This is a genomic window from Pseudomonas sp. GW821-FHT01E05, from assembly GCF_059422425.1.
This window is the reverse complement of the sequence record NZ_JBWKWW010000011.1, coordinates 41111-57672: the sequence shown is the minus strand read 5'-3', so window position 1 is coordinate 57672 and position 16562 is coordinate 41111. Positions and strand designations below refer to the sequence as shown.

15 protein-coding genes and 2 pseudogenes are annotated in these 16562 nt (G+C 58.0%); 6 read left to right on the top strand and 11 right to left on the bottom strand.

The genetic code is table 11. The features are described 5' to 3' along the window. Nucleotides 1-125 precede the first annotated feature (125 nt). From AC07W5_RS22685 to AC07W5_RS22670, 4 genes are all read right to left on the bottom strand, one after another. On the bottom strand, nt 126-1166 hold the full coding sequence (locus AC07W5_RS22685; protein ID WP_495024371.1) for a YncE family protein: 1041 nt from the start codon (nt 1164-1166) through the stop codon (nt 126-128). 133 nt (nt 1167-1299) lie between these two features. Next, nucleotides 1300-1752: a chromate resistance protein ChrB domain-containing protein gene (locus tag AC07W5_RS22680; RefSeq protein ID WP_495024370.1), complete on the bottom strand. Its 453-nt coding sequence runs from the start codon at nt 1750-1752 to the stop codon at nt 1300-1302. 84 nt (nt 1753-1836) lie between these two features. Next, nucleotides 1837-3195, bottom strand: coding sequence for a chromate efflux transporter (gene chrA / locus AC07W5_RS22675; protein WP_495011639.1), 1359 nt, complete (start codon nt 3193-3195; stop codon nt 1837-1839). Further along, nucleotides 3188-4132 carry a chromate resistance protein ChrB domain-containing protein gene (locus tag AC07W5_RS22670; RefSeq protein WP_495024369.1) on the bottom strand — a complete coding sequence of 315 codons (945 nt, stop codon included), beginning with the start codon at nt 4130-4132 and terminating at the stop codon, nt 3188-3190. Before AC07W5_RS22670 ends, chrA begins: the two co-directional genes overlap by 8 nt. A 256-nt stretch (nt 4133-4388) precedes the next feature. Here AC07W5_RS22670 and AC07W5_RS22665 point away from each other — a divergent pair. Further along, a pseudogene (locus AC07W5_RS22665) lies at nt 4389-4556 on the top strand (methyl-accepting chemotaxis protein); the annotation flags it as partial. 6 nt (nt 4557-4562) lie between these two features. Here AC07W5_RS22665 and AC07W5_RS22660 read toward each other — a convergent pair. The 3 genes from AC07W5_RS22660 to AC07W5_RS22650 form a co-directional block, all read right to left on the bottom strand. Then, nucleotides 4563-5180, bottom strand: a complete 618-nt coding sequence (locus AC07W5_RS22660) for a class I SAM-dependent methyltransferase (protein WP_495024430.1) — start codon at nt 5178-5180, stop codon at nt 4563-4565. A 494-nt stretch (nt 5181-5674) separates the two neighbouring features. Further along, the gene (locus AC07W5_RS22655) at nt 5675-6787 is read right to left on the bottom strand and encodes an alkene reductase (RefSeq protein WP_495011641.1); all 1113 of its coding nucleotides are present in this window, start codon (nt 6785-6787) and stop codon (nt 5675-5677) included. Between the two features lie 20 nt (nt 6788-6807). Further along, entirely contained in the window at nt 6808-7446 is a 639-nt protein-coding gene (locus tag AC07W5_RS22650; protein ID WP_495011642.1) for a glutathione S-transferase family protein, read from the bottom strand. A 262-nt stretch (nt 7447-7708) separates the two neighbouring features. On the opposite strand from AC07W5_RS22650, the gene AC07W5_RS22645 reads away from it, so the two are divergent. Next, entirely contained in the window at nt 7709-8365 is a 657-nt protein-coding gene (locus AC07W5_RS22645) for a peroxiredoxin-like family protein (protein WP_495011643.1), read from the top strand. 33 nt (nt 8366-8398) lie between these two features. Here AC07W5_RS22645 and AC07W5_RS22640 read toward each other — a convergent pair whose 3' ends face one another. The 3 genes from AC07W5_RS22640 to AC07W5_RS22630 form a co-directional block, all read right to left on the bottom strand. Then, on the bottom strand, nt 8399-9295 hold the full coding sequence (locus tag AC07W5_RS22640; RefSeq protein ID WP_495011644.1) for a LysR family transcriptional regulator: 897 nt from the start codon (nt 9293-9295) through the stop codon (nt 8399-8401). 117 nt (nt 9296-9412) lie between these two features. Continuing rightward, nucleotides 9413-10135 (bottom strand): SDR family oxidoreductase, encoded by a 723-nt coding sequence (locus tag AC07W5_RS22635; RefSeq protein WP_495011645.1) that lies wholly within the window; start codon nt 10133-10135, stop codon nt 9413-9415. A 60-nt stretch (nt 10136-10195) separates the two neighbouring features. Further along, nucleotides 10196-10750, bottom strand: coding sequence for a carboxymuconolactone decarboxylase family protein (locus AC07W5_RS22630; RefSeq protein ID WP_495024368.1), 555 nt, complete (start codon nt 10748-10750; stop codon nt 10196-10198). A 91-nt stretch (nt 10751-10841) separates the two neighbouring features. Between AC07W5_RS22630 and AC07W5_RS22625 the strand changes: the two genes are divergently transcribed. Further along, nucleotides 10842-11135 carry a hypothetical protein gene (locus AC07W5_RS22625; RefSeq protein ID WP_495011647.1) on the top strand — a complete coding sequence of 98 codons (294 nt, stop codon included), beginning with the start codon at nt 10842-10844 and terminating at the stop codon, nt 11133-11135. Nucleotides 11136-11208: 73 nt separating this feature from the next. Further along, nucleotides 11209-11398, top strand: a pseudogene (locus tag AC07W5_RS22620) (cytochrome b/b6 domain-containing protein); the annotation flags it as partial. Nucleotides 11399-11504: 106 nt separating this feature from the next. Here the strand turns inward: AC07W5_RS22620 and AC07W5_RS22615 are convergent. Next, nucleotides 11505-12803: a mechanosensitive ion channel family protein gene (locus AC07W5_RS22615; RefSeq protein WP_495024367.1), complete on the bottom strand. Its 1299-nt coding sequence runs from the start codon at nt 12801-12803 to the stop codon at nt 11505-11507. Between the two features lie 193 nt (nt 12804-12996). Here AC07W5_RS22615 and AC07W5_RS22610 point away from each other — a divergent pair, with 193 nt between their 5' ends. Next, on the top strand, nt 12997-14343 hold the full coding sequence (locus AC07W5_RS22610; RefSeq protein ID WP_495011649.1) for a DEAD/DEAH box helicase: 1347 nt from the start codon (nt 12997-12999) through the stop codon (nt 14341-14343). Nucleotides 14344-14832: 489 nt separating this feature from the next. After that, nucleotides 14833-16539: a ShlB/FhaC/HecB family hemolysin secretion/activation protein gene (locus AC07W5_RS22605; RefSeq protein WP_495024366.1), complete on the top strand. Its 1707-nt coding sequence runs from the start codon at nt 14833-14835 to the stop codon at nt 16537-16539. Nucleotides 16540-16562 lie beyond the last annotated feature (23 nt).

Sequence of the window (16562 nt, the reverse complement as noted above, 5' to 3'; positions counted from 1 at the left end):
GTATACAACCAGTAAAGTAAGATACCCGCGCCAGCGCGGTGTAGGTGTCGGAACGCATGTCCATAGGTTCGGTGGCGAGCCGGATGGATTCGCCAGGTTCACGAGTCGACAGCTGCATGAATGTGCTACCGGGGTTCCATAATCCGTAGTACCGGGTGCCCGTCGATATCCTTGAGCGGAAAATACGAACGGTGCGTCGAGGCATCGACGGCAACGACGTGCGCATACGGTCCCACGCTGCCATTGCCGACTTTCGTGACGACTGTGTCCTTGACGTGGAACATCGACACAATACCGGCCTCTGCAGCCACATAAAGTGTGCTCAGCACAGGATCGAACGCAAGCACATCAGGGGTTCCCCCCGTATCGAACTCCTGGATAATCCGCATCGTGTGCATGTCCAGTACGAGAAGCTTGTCGTTACCTTCGCACGCGATAAAGGCAAGCCGGTCACGCGGATCGATCAACAAGCCATGGTTGCCACGCGCGCCCGGCAGATCAATGCGCGCCACGATTTGGTCGGTCGCGGGATCTATCTCGATAAGTTGCCGACGTGTCTGGATATTGACGAAGATGTGTCGTGATACCGGGTCATATTGTGAATTGCCGACTTTACCTCCCAGCGGAATCGTCGCGACACGGGTGTTGGTGCGCACGTCGATCACCGTTTCGGTCTCGCCGTTTTCATTCGATACGTAAAGCTTGTGAACATCGGGCACATAAGCCATGCCGTCGGGATAGATGCCGCCCGGTATGCGACCGACAACAGCCAGGGTCGCTTCGTCAATCACAACGATTTCGTTGGTGCCTGTCGCCGACGCATAGACGCGCGACAACTCAGCAATAGCGAGCACACCGTGTACCGACGAGACGTTCGCAATGCGCCCAACGACGCGGGACTCACGCATGTCAAAGGCGATAACTTCGCCGTCACCAAGATGTGCGATGAACAACAGCTTGCGCTCTGGATCGTAGCTCTCGTAGTCGAGCCGAGTGGCGCCACCGGGCAATGGAATGTCGGTGACGTGCCTCAGTGGCAAGTCGCTAGTCGGCGGCTCGTCTGCCGCCTGACAGTAACGAAGGCTTGCGAAGTCCATAACGGCTAGCGCAGTCAACAGGGCGGCGAGGACTGGCAGAGCGAAACGTCGATTGTGCCGTATGTTCATGAGACCCTCTTCTGCTCGGGCAGGGCGGGTTCAATCGCCCTGCCTTTGTCCCAGTCATGCAGGATTAGAACGTTCAGTGTTCCGCTGATCATGAGCCTGGCCCCGCTCTGGGCTGCAGTGTGAACAAGCCTCTTCACATCTGCGCAGGCCAGTTATGCGACTCGCCCTGACACTCCTTGCACCAGGCATACAGCGCGTCATACATGATCAAACCCTGTGCCAGCATTTCGTGGTCATCGGCATAGCGCTGCGATAGCCCCAGTGAAATTGCGTACAGCCCGGCCGACTGCGGCGTCAGGTCCAGGCGGGAGGTATCTGCGCCGCGCACGATTCTGGCCAAATGCTGCAAGGCGGGATCACGGAGCTGATACTTCTTCAGGAACGCATCGAAGCTGCATAGCTCTCCTTCGTGGGAAAGCTCAACACCAGGAATATCGTAAGGCGTTGCGTCTTTCTCAGCGGCAATCTGCAGAACCTCTCTGCTGGGCACGTACAAAAACTCGGCCTCGGGGTCGATGAAACGGGTGATCAGCCAAGGACAGGCAATCCGGTCGATCTTGGGTCGTTCGCGAGTAATCCACCTCATGGAACACCTCCTGCCTAACTCATTAGGCTGGGTGATCTGGCGGGCCCGATGCCCGCCAGAGAACTGTTGATCACCCCACGCTCCCTAACGCAGCAGATGCACTGCCAAACCAATGAGCGCACAGGCCATCAGTACCTGAATCACGCCACGCTTGAAGCGAAACAAGGCAATCGCGGCGGCAATGGCGATCAGCGCAGAGGGCCAGTCGAGGGGGCCGCTGAACCCTTTGGGCCACAGCACGTGATAGCCGAAGAACACCGCCAGATTGAGAATCACCCCCACTACCGCCGCAGTAATCCCGGTAAGCGGCGCGGTGAACTTGAGTTCGTTGTGAGTCGCCTCCACCAGCGGGCCACCGGCGAGAATGAACAGGAACGAAGGCAGGAAGGTGAACCAGGTCACCAGCGAGGCCGCGAGGGCACCGGCCAGAAATACCTGATCGGCACCGAACACCTGCGAGACATAGGCGCCGACAAAACCGACGAAAGCCACCACCATGATCAGCGGCCCAGGCGTGGTTTCCCCCAGCGCCAGGCCATCGATCATCTGTGTCGGGGTCAGCCAGCCATAGTGACCGACTGCGCCCTGGTAAACATAAGGAAGCACTGCATAGGCGCCACCAAAGGTCAGCAACGCGGCCTTGGTAAAGAACCAACCCATCTGGGTCAAGGTGCCTTCCCAGCCAAACAGCGTGGTCAGGATCCCCATCGGCAGCGCCCACAGCGCTGCGCCGACGAGTGCCAGCAGCGCCAGTTTTGACCAGCTGAATCGGGCATGGTCGGGGGATGGAGTGTCGTCATCGATCAAGGCCGGGCCATAGGATTTTTTGGCTGTGCCATGGCCTCCGATCCTGAATTTCTCGGGAGCAAAACGGCCACCCAGGTAGCCGAGCAATGCCGCACTCAGCACGATCAGCGGAAAGGGCACATCAAATGCAAATATCGCCGCGAACGACGCCGCCGCTATGGCCCACAGCCAATTGTTCTTCAGTGCGCGCGAGCCGATTCGATGCGCCGCCTGCACCACGATGGCCGTTACAGCGGGCTTGATGCCATAGAAGAGTCCGGCCACCACCGGGACTTCGCCGAAGGCGATGTACATCCAGGACAACGCGATCAGGATGAACAGCGAGGGCAGTACAAACAGCCCCCCGGCGATCACTCCACCCCAGCTTCGATGCATCAGCCAACCGATGTAGGTTGCCAGCTGTTGAGCCTCCGGCCCAGGGAGCAACATGCAGTAGTTGAGGGCATGCAGAAATCGCCGTTCCGATATCCAGCGCCGCCGCTCGACCAATTCCTGGTGCATGATCGAAATCTGTCCCGCGGGCCCGCCGAAACTGATGAAACCGAGCTTGAGCCAGAACCAGAATGCCTCACGCAAACTGACCGCCTCAGGTCTTGGCAGATCCTCTTCAACGACTGATGGGGAAACCTTATTCATTGGGTTGTTCCTCATTCACAAACGCTGCGAGCAGGCCGTCGAAGATGGCGCTGGCAGCCGCCAGCAGATGGTCGTCATGGGGAATGGTTTCGCGTAGCCCTGCCAGCACCCGTTCGATGCCGGCAGCCTCCACTGGCTGGATCCCCCCGACATCGAGGTAGTGCACCAGGGCCGCAATGCGCCCCAGACCGCGCTCCTGGATTTCAAAACTGGCTTGCAGGGTTTCGAAGGTCACACGGTTGCCGACATGACTGAAAGTTGCGCCATCGAAGTCGAAACCCAGCGCATCGGCTGGGCAGTCTTGTGGGCTATTCAGCCAGAGGATCCGAGCGTGTGGGTCAATGAAGCGTCGAATCAGCCAGGCGCAAGCCAGTCGGTCGACCCAAGGCCGCTGACGAGTTGCCCATACGCGTCCCTGAAAGTCACCTGGACTCAGCGGCACTATTGGCTGGTCGCGGCTGTGGGGTTCGTCTGCAGACAACGCTCTGCTGACAGCGCTCTCAAGCTCCTGCAACGCCGAGTCGGTCTGCTGCTTCGGCTTGCCAGGAAAGTAATCAATAGTGGTCAGTTGTTCGTAGGCTTTGCGTAGCTTGCGAATCTGCCTGGTGGACGCCAGTGCATTCTCGGTATTGAGCTGTGCCCGGCAGGCTTCGATCTCAGCGCCTAGCTTGCTGTACTCATCACTGCGGTCGAACAACTCTACGAAGCGTTCGCCATTGGGGTCGACGACAGGCAGGACGTAAGCGGTGCCATTGATGGCCAGGATATCGCGCTCGACAGAGGCCAGCGCTTCACGACAGGCGCTGGTGTCCGGCAACAGATAGGCACCATCGCGTAACACCGCAGCTCCGAAAGCTTTCAGGGCACGCCAGGCGCGCATACGCTCGGTGGCGTTTGCGGTCGGTAGGCCAAGGATCAAAGTGAGCCAATTTTTCATGTAGAGATACATTCAAAAATAGTTTGTTTCTCTACATTATTCTTGTGCCGCACGATTGAAAAGCCCTTAATGCTCGTTATCACTGCGATTGGATTGTGTCAGTCGTGATGGTGTCGAGACCTGCGTGTGGTTCAGGTGTTCTTATGGCATTGACGGGATAGGTGCAGAGTCAAGACTTCGACACTCATGCCAACAGGGATCAGGCTCTTGCCTGCGGCAAGACAAGCGGATGCTCGAACTGACTACCGAGGCGTTACGCGAAGCGGATATCGGACAGATTCTGGCAGTCATTTGCAGTATTTCCGAGCAAACGAATCTCTTGGCATTGAATGCCGCCATTGAGGCAGCAAGGGCAGGGGAGGCGGGACGCTGCTTTGCAGTGGTTGCTGATGAAGTTCGCAGGCTGGCACATCGTACTCAGCAAGGCCTCTCAGATTACCTTGCGGCAAAAACAGTAAACGAACTTCTGCTCATTGCCCCCTGGTGTATGGTGAGACTCTTTTTCATGCCCAAGCATGACAAACGGCTCACCAAATTCGGCATGAAGCTCATCGGCATCGTAACGCATTACCGGCAAGCCGCTGCATTTGCTTGGCCCATCTTCTGCGAAGGTTGCCACGATGACCAGACCGCCAGGTTTAACCGCCCTTAGCACCACCTGGACATATGCATGTCGCTCTTGTGCCGTGGTTAAAAAATGAAATACGGCCCGGTCATGCCACACATCGTAAGCGTTCGAATCAAGCCTGGTTTCGATGATATTGGCTTCTAGCCACTGTACCTTCGAAGCCAGGACGCCGAGCCTGGTTTTTGCCGTGGCAAGCGCTGCCCCGGAGAGGTCAAGCACCGTGACGTTTTCATAGCCGTTAGCCAAGAGATCATCAACCAGCGTTGATGCGCCGCCGCCAACATCAATGATCGAAGCCGTAAGCGGTACGCCCGCCTCTCGAATCAACTTGAGTGAGAGTGCGGCATGCTCTTGAAACCAACTAACCTCATCGGCGGCTTTGGTCATGTAGACGTTTTCCCAGTGATCCTTGGATTGCATAGTTGTTTCTCTGGGCTGTTTTTGCGAAATAGAGAGGGGCACGCGCCTGCTCTCCACGGTTGGTACTGCTCACGTTGTGCCTTGTTGATCGCGCTTTCAAATTCCCCGTACATGCAGCACCGGTTGTGCAATCCAGTCAAGGCGTCAGCTTTGGCCAGGTAATCCGGCATCACAGTCTGTTCGCCGACTTTCGCGTTCAACCCCATGCGCGTGGCGAGTACGCCTCTGCACCCTCTGATTCGGCTGACTTATGACGTCTGCAATTGGCTTGGGAGTTATCATGCGTAATTGCATGGACTTGACCACTCATTTGCATTGCCACTGACCAGTCAATTGCATCCGTGCTGACCAACCACTTGCATTCGACTTGACCAGCGCACGCCGTAATGAGGACCTGCAGAGAACTGCCCAAAGCTGAAACTGATGGCGACCCAACGCTTAGCTGCGTAGAAATTATCAGTACAGGATTACCGCATAATCCGCCGACGTTGTCTCTATGCCCTGACGATCCGCTCATCAATGAATGGATAGTCTGTATAGCCACCCGCATCGCCACCGTAAAACGTGTCCCGGTCATAGGTGTTCAGCGGGATACCGTCACGCAGTCGCTTAGGCAAGTCAGGGTTGGAGATGAATGCGCGACCAAAGGCGACGAGGTCGGCATCGCCTTGGGACAGGAGCGTCTCGGCGCTTTGCAGGTGAAATCCTCCTGCTGCGATGATCGGACCGTTGAATAAAGTACGCAGGTATTGAACCGCGATAGGTTCTGCATGCTCATCGATCGTTTCATTGCCTTTGATGCGTGGCTCGACGACATGAAGATACGCCAGTGCCAGGCTATCGAGCTGTTCGGCCAGGTAGCCGAATGTGGCCTTGGGGTTGCTGTCATGCATCGAGCCGTAGCTGCTTGACGGGCTCAGTCGCACCCCGACTCGACCATGACCCCAGACTGAGATCGCTGCCCGCGTAATTTCCAGCATCAGGCGAGCGCGGTTCGCAATCGGACCGCCATAGGCATCGGTTCGTTTGTTGGTGCCATCTTGCAAAAACTGGTCAGGCAGATAACCGTTGGCTCCATGGATTTCAACACCATCAAATCCTGCTTCCTTGGCAAGCTCTGCGCCAAGTCGGAACGACTCGATGATCGCCGGTATCTCGTCAAGTTCGAGCGCTCGGGGCATGCCGAACGGCACGGGACCTGTTGGCGTGTAGGCATCGCCTTCTGCCTGAATCGCCGAGGGCGCCACCGGATCGACGCCGCCCGGTTGCAGCAGCGAGTGCGATTGGCGCCCCACGTGCCACAGTTGGAGGAATATCACCCCGCCCTTGACGTGCACGGCGTTGACCACCTTGCGCCAGCCATCGACCTGCGCCTGGGTGAAAATGCCGGGTGAACCGGCATAGCCAAAACCGTAGGGCGAGACGGGCGTGGCTTCCGCGATGATCAGGCCGCCCCGCGTCGAGCGCTGGGCATAGTACTCGGCCATCAAATCATTGGGCACATTGCCGGCGCTGGAGCGCATTCTCGTCAATGGGGCCATGACGACGCGATGTTCCAGTGTGAAAGGGCCAACGGTAGTAGCAGTGAACAGCGGTTGATTGCTCATGGTGTGCAGTCCTGTGTCGATCAAGCCTGGGGAATGAGGGCGTTGGTACGTTGGATGCCGCGCAGTACGGCCGGTCGTTGGCTCACGGCGTTGTACCAGCGCTCGACGTGGGGGCTTGCCGAGAAGTCCACGCCGGCAAAATCCTTGCGCCATAGCCAGCCGAAGTGCGCGATGTCGGCGATGGAAAACTCGTTGCCTGCGACGAATGTGTTGTCCGCCAGTACCCCATCCAGTACCGCCAACGTACGCTTGGCCTCGCCGTGAAACCGGGCAACAGCGGCCGGATTCGGCTCGCTGGCCAGTTTCTGGAAGTAGCCGGACTGACCGAAAGCCGGGCTCAGGGCGCTGGCATGGAAGAACATTTGTTCAAAGACCTTGGCGCGCTTCACGCCGTCGGTGGGCAAGAGCTTGCCGTAGTGCTCGGCCAGGTAGAGCAGGATGGCGGCGGATTCAGTCAGCACCAGGCCTTGGCCATTGCTAGCGTCGGTGTCGACCAACACCGGCACTTTGGTGTTGGCATTCAGCGCAACGAAGGCCTCGTGCTTTTGCTCGCCCTGGCGGATGTTCACCGGCAGCAGTTGATAGTCGAGCCCTAATTCTTCGAGGGCGATAGGCACCTTGACGCTGTTGGGGGTGGCGAACGCATGAACGATCAACATGATGGATTCCTCGCTGGAAAGTGAATACAGGCGCTGTGACTTGAGCGTCACAGGCCTCGTGCCAGTGGCTACGATGGAGGCCATTGTGCTGAGGTCGTGGAAGGTCGGGCAGACAGCCAGTGGCGATATGAATCATTCCGGGAGGGAATAGCGGGAGGGCATTCCGGCCGGGCATATTTGCTATGCCGGGCAGCTCTCTACTGGCGCAACCGTCCTCTAGCGATCATGAGCCTCGACACATCAACCTACCGAGGAAACACTCATGACCCTTCAAGCCAAACTGGATGCGTTCAAGGCCGACTTCGTTGCCGGCAAGCCTCCCTACAATGCTCCCGCTCCAGTGCACGCCGTGATGCACCGGGCCACGGCCGAGCTGATTGCCAGCGGCCAGGCCGAACGAGCGCTGAAGGCCGGGGATACCGCGCCGGTGTTCAGCCTGCCGGACGCCGAGGGCAATCTGGTCTCGTCGACGGAGCTGCTCGCCCAAGGCCCGCTGGTGATCAGCTTCTATCGCGGTGTGTGGTGCCCGTATTGCAACATGGAACTTCAAGCCTTGGAGGCGGCACTGCCTGCCTTCAAGGAGCAGGGTGCCAGCCTGGTCGCGATCTCGCCGCAGAGCCAGGCCAACAGCCGCAAATCGCAACGCCAGAATGCACTGGGTTTTCCCATCCTCAGCGACAGCGGCAATGAAGTCGCGGCCGCATTCGGCTTGCGCTTCAAGCTGCCGGACTACCTGGCCGAACTCTATCTGAGCCTGGGCAACAATCTGCCGGTCATCAACGGCGACCAAAGCTGGACGTTGCCGATGCCAGGCCGCTTCGTCATCGGCCAGGACGGGATCATTCGTTATGCCGAGGTCAACCCCGACTACACCCTGCGCCCTGAGCCTTCCGAGCTGTTGCCCGCGTTACGCGGTTGATATCCCTTCAAGGCCGCCTTCGGGCGGCCTTTCTCATGGTGCATTCTGACGACCCATCAGCCCTTCGACAAAATCGACGAAAGCCCGCGCCTTGGCACTGGCCAGGCGACCCGTGGGAAATACCGCCCACAGGTCCAGCGGCGGCAGCTGCCATTGCTCCAATAACGGCTGCACTTCTCCGCTGGCCAACTCGGCGGCAAACATCCACTGGGACGTCATGGCGACACCCAGATGCGCCAGTACGGCTGCGCGAATTCCCTCCGCTGCGCTGACGCGCACACGCCCACTGACGGTGACCGATTGCACGGTACTGCCTTGCTTGAAAGACCAGTGCTCGCCGCCGCCTGCCTGCGCGAAAATGACCGCTTGATGCTGAGCCAGCTCGGTAGGGTTGGCGGGCATGCCATGGGTTTGGACATAGGCGGGGGTGGCCAATACCAGGCGCTGGCATTCGCCTATCTTGCGCGCTATCAAGTTGGAGTCGGCCAACGCTCCCATACGCAGCGCGACATCGATCCCTTCTTCGACCAGATTGACGGTGCGGTCGTCCAGCACGATGTCGATGTTCAGGCCGGGATGAGCTGTAAGGAACTGGCCCAGATAAGGCAACACATGCAGCCGAGCAAAAGTCACCGCTGCACAGACTCGCAACGTGCCATGCAGGTCGCTGCCCGCACCACGCGCCGCGAGGTCGGCTTCGTGGGCTTCCTCGATGGCACGCTTGGCACGCTCATAAAAAGCAGTACCCGCTTCGGTCGGCGTCAAACCACGGGTAGAACGCAGCAACAGGCGTACGCCGAGGCGGTCTTCGAGTTGTGCAATGGTTTTCGATACCGCAGGTTGGCCCAGGTTGAGTCGCCGCGCCGCCGCTGAAAAAGAACCTGCTTCAAGTACGCTCACGAACGTTTCCATTGCTGCCAATCGATCCATCGGTACTCCAAGCGAACAGGAAAATAAAAAAGGCCACGACAAAACGCGAGCGAAGCAGATAGCTTCGCTCGCAGCGCAGTGGTTTATCTCAACAAGGTCTATACAAATCAACCCCGTCTAGAAAGCAGCTTTGCCGATGGAAGCGCCGCCATCAACGAACAACGTTTGCCCCGTGATGAATCCGCTGCTCTCGGATAGCAAGAAACCGATGGCCGCCGCGATCTCTTCGGGCTGGCCGAAACGTCCCATTGGCACCCCTGAAAGGTATCGGGTTTCGCCCTCACTGCCGGGAGGATTGTTGGCGCGAAACAGTTCTGTTTCGGTCGGGCCGGGTGCAACGGCGTTGACGGTGATGCCAGTCGTGGCCAGTTCAAGTGCCCACGATCGGGTAAAGCTGATAAGCGCAGCCTTAGCGGCGGCATACGCAGTACGGTGGGTGATGCCCAGTACGGTCAGGCTCGAAATATTGACGATTCGTCCCCAGCCGCGCTCGCGCATGCCTGGCAGCAGCGCTTGAGTGGCCTGGATAGCTGAATGCAGATTCACCCGCATGACGGCATCGAAATCGTCGAGGTCGACCTCCCCCAGCAATTGCGGGCGGACCAGGCCGACGTTGTTCACCAGGCCATCGAACGCATATTGACGAGTCAGAGCGGCAAGTGCCTGCTCGGTTTCATTGCGATTGCCAAGGTCTACCGGTACCAATACACCTGGAAAATCGACACCCTCGGCCTGCCGGGCAATGCCCACGACCAGATGACCTGCGTCAGCCAAAGCTTGCGCTAACGCACGACCAATACCCTTGCTGGCGCCGGTGATCAGAAAAGTACGCTCGTTCATGAGGCCTCCTTGAGACCAGCCCGCGTGCGGGCTGGTGGAATGGCTGCTAATGGGCAGGGTTCAAACTGGCTTGGTCCACTCGTTGCCTTTCATGAACGGGTCCAGTTGCGTGTGCACCAGGTGGTTGGTGTAGTTGCTCATCACCTTGGTGGCCACACCCAGTACCACTTCCAGCACGTTACGGCGGGTAAATCCTGCCGCCAGGAACGCTTCGATGCCTGCGTCGTCGACGAAGCCGCGATTGCGTACAACGGCGGTGGTGAAAACATGCAGGGCTTCCAGCCGAGCATCGGGGATCACGCTGCCAGCGCGTAGGGCGGCAATGACGTCGGGGGACATCTCGATCATCTTGGCCAGGGTGGTATGGCCTGCCATGCAGTAGTGGCAGTTGTTTTCAAAGTTGGAGGTCAGGTAGACCACTTGCTGTTCGTGGGGCGTCAGTGTGCTCTTACCGAACAGGTCCCAGAGTTGGCTATAGCCTGCCAGCAGTTCAGGCGACTCCGCCATATGACCTTGCAGGTTGGGTACGAAGCCGAAGGCTTTCTGCACAGCTTCCAGAACGGGCTTGGAGGCAGCAGGGGCGGTGTCGATGGTGTGACGAGTGAAAGTGGTCATCGCAGTTTCCTTGAATGGGTTAGCAAGAGTGCTGGGGCTATCTTGCTGGTCCAGGCGGGCCTGCGGAACGTGGGGGGTGGGCATATGATTCATGCCGCTGAGGAATAAAGCAGAACGGGATGGTTCGCAGGTGGCCCTGGTTTTAGCGCGGGCAGTACGCGATGAGGATGTCGTCAAAGATTGGTTCTGGCCGTTTGTCGCCTATCGCCATCGGCAGCAATGGACAACTCTTTGCCGATCATGGTTAAGAAGTGTGCTGGTCAAATCCGATGCAATCGGTGGGCAGATCGAATGCAAACGCCTGGTCAAGTGCAATGCAAACGAGCGGTCAGTACCGATGCAATCAGGTGGTCAAGGGAGTGCAATTTTGCATTATCACGTTTAATTTAACTTTACGTGAGGATTTAGGGATGTGTAGGTCTACATAATTCTTACAAATCTAACGCTTGGAGCCGATCATGTCAGCGCTGCCTACATCGACCAGCGCTACCTCTGCGCATCCGGTGATCAGCCATCCCCGGTGGCTAAGGTTGACTCATTGGTTGAATGCTTTGGCCGTGCTGTTGATGGTGACCAGTGGTTGGCGAATCTATAACGCGTCTCCTCTGTACGACTTTAGCTTTCCCAAGTCGATCACTCCGGGCGGTTGCGTGGTCATCGCGACCTTTATCGTCATTGCTCGAAGGTGGGACTGTCAGATACACCACGTCATCGTTCATCGCGGGCAAGCCTTGCTCCTGCAAGGGCAGCGTTATTACATCGAACGCTTTTCAGATTCGGGGATGTAGCCCGCCCCCAACACCGCCGGTAACAACCCGGCGCGCAAATCATTGCCGCTCGGTTGCTGATACACGCTCAAACCAAATTCCGGCAAAACCGCCAACAGGTAATCGAAGATATCACCCTGGATTCGCTCGTAATCGGCCCAGACGGTGGTGCGGGTGAAGCAGTAAATCTCCAGCGGAACGCCTTGGGCGGTGGTTTGCATCTGCCGGACCATGCAGGTCATGCCGGGTTGAATCTGCGGATGACTCTTCAGATAAGCCAATGCATAAGCGCGGAAGGTCCCAATGTTGGTCATGCGCCGACGGTTGGCCGACATCGCCGCGACATTGCCCTGGGCTTCGTTCCAGCTTTTGAGCTCCGCCTGTTTACGGCCGATGTAGTCGGTCAGCAAGCGGATCCGGGTCAGTTTCTGTTCTTCCTCATCATGCAGAAAGCGCACGCCACTGGCGTCGATGAACAGGCTGCGCTTGATCCGCCGACCGCCGGACTGCTGCATGCCGCGCCAGTTCTTGAACGACTCGGACATCAAACGCCAGGTCGGAATCGAGACGATGGTTTTATCAAAATTTTGCACTTTGACGGTATGCAGGGTGATGTCGACTACATCGCCGTCGGCGCCGACTTGCGGCATTTCGATCCAGTCGCCGACCCGCAGCATGTCGTTGCTGGTCAGCTGTACGCCTGCGACGAACGACAACAAGGTGTCCTTGTAGACCAACAAAATCACCGCCGACATTGCACCCAGACCGGATAACAGGAGCAGCGGCGAGCGGTCGATCAGCGTCGCGATAATGATGATCGCGCCACAGACAAACAGCACCATCTTTGCCAATTGCACGTAGCCCTTTATCGAGCGGGTCTTGGCGTGATCGGTGCGTGCGTAGATATCCAGCAAGGCGTTGAGCAGGGCGCTCAAGACCAACAACTGGAACAGTATGGTGAAGGCCAGCGCCACGTTGCCGAGGAAATGCTGGCTGGCCTTGCTCAACTCCGGCACCAGGTTCAGGCCGAACTGGATCACCAGCGACGGCGTCATCTGCGCCAGGCGATGAAAGACTTTTTTGTGCCGCAAATCGTTGAGCCAATGCAACGCCGGTTGTCGACCGAGCAATTTGACTGCATGCAAAATGAGATAGCGTGCCACTCGTCCGAGGCCTAACGCGATCACTAACAGCAACGCCAGCGCCAGGCCGGAGTGCAGGAGTGGATGCTGATCGAGAGCCCCCCAAAGGTCTTGGGCGTTGAGCCAGAGCTGTTTGATATCCATATGCCAAAACGATTCTTGTGTAGGACCAGAGGGGTCGATTAGAGCATTTAAGACCACCAAAGTTACGTTCCGGGACAAAGTCGCTAACAAAAAAGCATCTGTTTGCTGCCGTTTGAACAAAGAAACTCGGCCTTGGCGCTCGAAACCGTTACCCTATGCAGCTGTTTTTTTGTATTTCTTCGAGGTAGCACCCGTGTTTTCCGAATTCGCCCTGCACGAACGCCTGCTCAAAGCCGTGGCCGAGCTTAAATTTGTCGAGCCAACGCCTGTGCAGGCAGCGGCTATCCCGCTCGCGCTCCAAGGGCGTGACCTGCGGGTGACGGCTCAAACCGGTAGCGGCAAAACCGCTGCATTCGTTTTGCCAATCCTCAACCGTTTGATCGGCCCGGCCAAAGTCCGCGTCAGCATCAAAACCCTGATCCTGCTGCCGACCCGCGAGCTGGCCCAGCAGACCATCAAGGAAGTTGAACGCTTTTCGCAGTTCACGTTCATCAAATCCGGCCTGATCACTGGCGGCGAAGACTTCAAGGTCCAGGCTGCCATGTTGCGCAAGGTGCCGGACATCCTGATCGGCACCCCGGGCCGGATGATCGAGCAGCTGAACGCCGGCAACCTCGACTTGAAAGAAGTCGAAGTGCTGGTGCTCGACGAAGCCGACCGCATGCTCGACATGGGCTTTGCCGAAGACGTACAGCGTCTGGTCGACGAATGCACCAACCGTCAGCAGACCATGCTGTTCTCCGCCACCACCGGCGGTTCGGGCCTGCGCGAGATGATCGCCAAGGTGCTGAACAACCCTGAGCACTTGCAGCTCAATGCCGTCAGCCAGTTGAACGACACCACCCGTCAACAAATCATCACCGCTGACCACAACCAGCACAAAGAACAGATCGTCAATTGGCTGCTGGCCAACGAGACGTATCAGAAGGCGATCATCTTCACCAACACCCGCGCCATGGCCGACCGTATCTATGGCCGACTGGTGGCACAGGAATACAAAGCCTTCGTGTTACACGGCGAAAAGGACCAGAAAGACCGCAAACTGGCGATCGACCGTCTGAAGCAGGGCGGCGTGAAAATTCTTGTGGCCACCGACGTCGCCGCTCGCGGCCTGGACGTCGACGGTCTGGACATGGTGATCAACTTCGACATGCCGCGCAGCGGCGACGAATACGTTCACCGTATCGGTCGTACCGGTCGCGCCGGCAATGATGGCCTGGCCATTTCGCTGATCTGCCACGGCGACTGGAACCTGATGTCGAGTATCGAGCGCTACCTGAAGCAGAGTTTCGAGCGCCGTACCATCAAGGAAGTCAAAGGCACCTACGGCGGACCGAAAAAGGTCAAGGCTTCGGGTAAAGCCGTTGGCGTGAAGAAGAAAAAGACCGACGCCAAAGGCGAGAAGAAGAAAACCGGCGCCAAGGCACCCACCAAGCGCAAGATCGCCAACCGACCGAAAACCGACGCCCTGTCGCTGGTCAGCAAGGACGGCATGGCGCCGCTCAAGCGCCGCAAGCCAGAAGCACCGGCCGCTGAATAAAGCTGCGGTGATTCATTAAAAAAACCGGACATTGTCCGGTTTTTTTTGATCAAAAGATCGCAAGCTGCGCCAGCTCCTTGGCCTGTTGTTCGCGTTTGGCCGTGGCTTCTTCCAGGGGACAGGTCCAGACGGGCAGGTTGCTCAGAACGAAAAAGGTGTTCTGACCCGGTTTGTCGTATCGCGAACGCAGAATTTTCCTTGGTCTGTAGGAACGCGTCCTATGGGGTCTTAGGTGGAACACAATTTAGCATTGCGCCCTCATCTGCCGCTCGATGGACCAATCCTACAGCCGAAGCTTGCCGCAATAGGTGAAAGCCCTTCAGCGCTAAAGTCGGTCGTGATCCGATATCAATATTTGACACTATCCTGCTAGTGCCAGCGCTTACTTGATAGGAAATTTCCTCGCGTCCTTTCAGAAGCACCTGATAGAAGTGTGAATCTTTGGCCGTTTAGTCTCTCGATTGAATTTATCGTATCGAGGGATTGAACATGTTAAGACCTGCGCTCAGGGCGAGGTTGTGCCTGGTTTTACTCTGCCTAAGTACGATAAATCCATCAAGCGCCGCACCCACCCCGGGTGAGCAAGAGCTGATCCGCGACCGCCAGGATCGCCTGCTCGAAGAGCAGCGCCGACGTCTCGAAGAACTCAAAGAGCTGCCGGGCAAAGAGGCTGCGCCCAGCGCGCCGGCTGCACCCGTCGATACCCGCTGCTTCCCCATCAAAGACATCGAACTCAAGGGCGCGGACAGCCTGTCTGCCGCTGAGCGCGATCACTTGCTCAAACCCTATATCGGCCAGTGCCTGGGCGTCACTCAGCTCAACGAACTGCTCAAGGTCATCACTGATCACTACATTGAGAAAGGTCTGGTCACCAGCCGTGCCTATCTGCCGCAACAGGATCTTTCCAGCGGTCACCTGAGCGTGTCGGTGGTCGAGGGCAAGCTCGAAGGTCTCAAGGGTGCGCAGGACAGCAAGCTGTCGGACCGTGAATTGGCCATGGCCTTTCCAGGCAAAACCGGAACGTTGCTCAACCTTCGGGAGATCGAGCAATTGGTCGACCAATTGAATCGACTGCCCTCCAATCAGGCACAGATGGAGTTGGCTCCCGGCAAAGCAGTCGGCGGCAGCGAGGTGCTAGTCAAGAGCACGCCGCAAAAGCCCTGGCGCGCAGGCTTGTCGCGCAGTAACGATGGCCAGAAAAGCACCGGCGAACAGCAGTGGGGCACCACACTGGATTGGGACAGCCCGCTGGGTCTGGCCGATCAGTTGATGCTACGCGGTGGCCACGATGCGGTGAGCGATCATCAACATACCTCGAACAACGCCATGCTTTATTACAACCTGCCATGGGGGTGGTGGAATTTCAGTTACACCTACAGCCAGAGTGAATACCGCTCACAAGCGCAGGCCAACGGTTTCAACTTCAAGCAGACCGGCGACAGCGAAAACCATCAGTTGCGCGCTGAGCGGGTGATCCACCGCGACGCCCTGAGCAAGACTTCGCTCAGCGCTGGCCTGGCCTACCTGCGCACCAACAACTTCATCGAAGACAGCAAGCTGGCGCTGAGCAGTAACCGTCTCAGCGAAGCGCAGTTCGGCATCAACCACGGGCGGCGGATCGGCAGTGGGTTCGTCAACCTCGACCTCGGCATGCAGAAAGGGATCGGTGCCTTCGATGCCCAGAGCAATGGTCACCCGGGCCCGGGCGAGCCGGATGCGCGGTACCGCAAATACACCGGCACCCTGAGCTACTTGCAGCCATTCAAACTCTGGGGCGAGTCATTGAGCTTCAGCAGTTTGATGACCGGCCAGCGCAGCGAGGACGTGCTATTCAGCCCGCAGCGCACCAGCCTTGGCGGGTTGTCGTCGATCCGCGGTTACAAGGACCAGTCGCTGTCCGGTGACAGCGGCGGCTACTGGCACAACGACCTGCGCTGGAGCCGGCCGGTGAAGTGGGCGTGGATGCGCCCGGTGTTCGCTGAGTACGGCACCAGCCTGGGTTACGACCAGGGCGTGATCCAGCACGATCGCTATAACGGCGAGCAACACGGGCGGATGTCCAGTAACGCCGTCGAGCTGTTCGCTCGCGGTCAGCACCTGGCCGCCAGCGTGACCTTCGCCCACTCCCTGGAACGCCCGGATACCCTGACCGAGCGCGAAGCGCCGATCTATTTCCGCCTGGACCTGTTCATTTAATTTTCGCTTTTCCGAGACTTCGA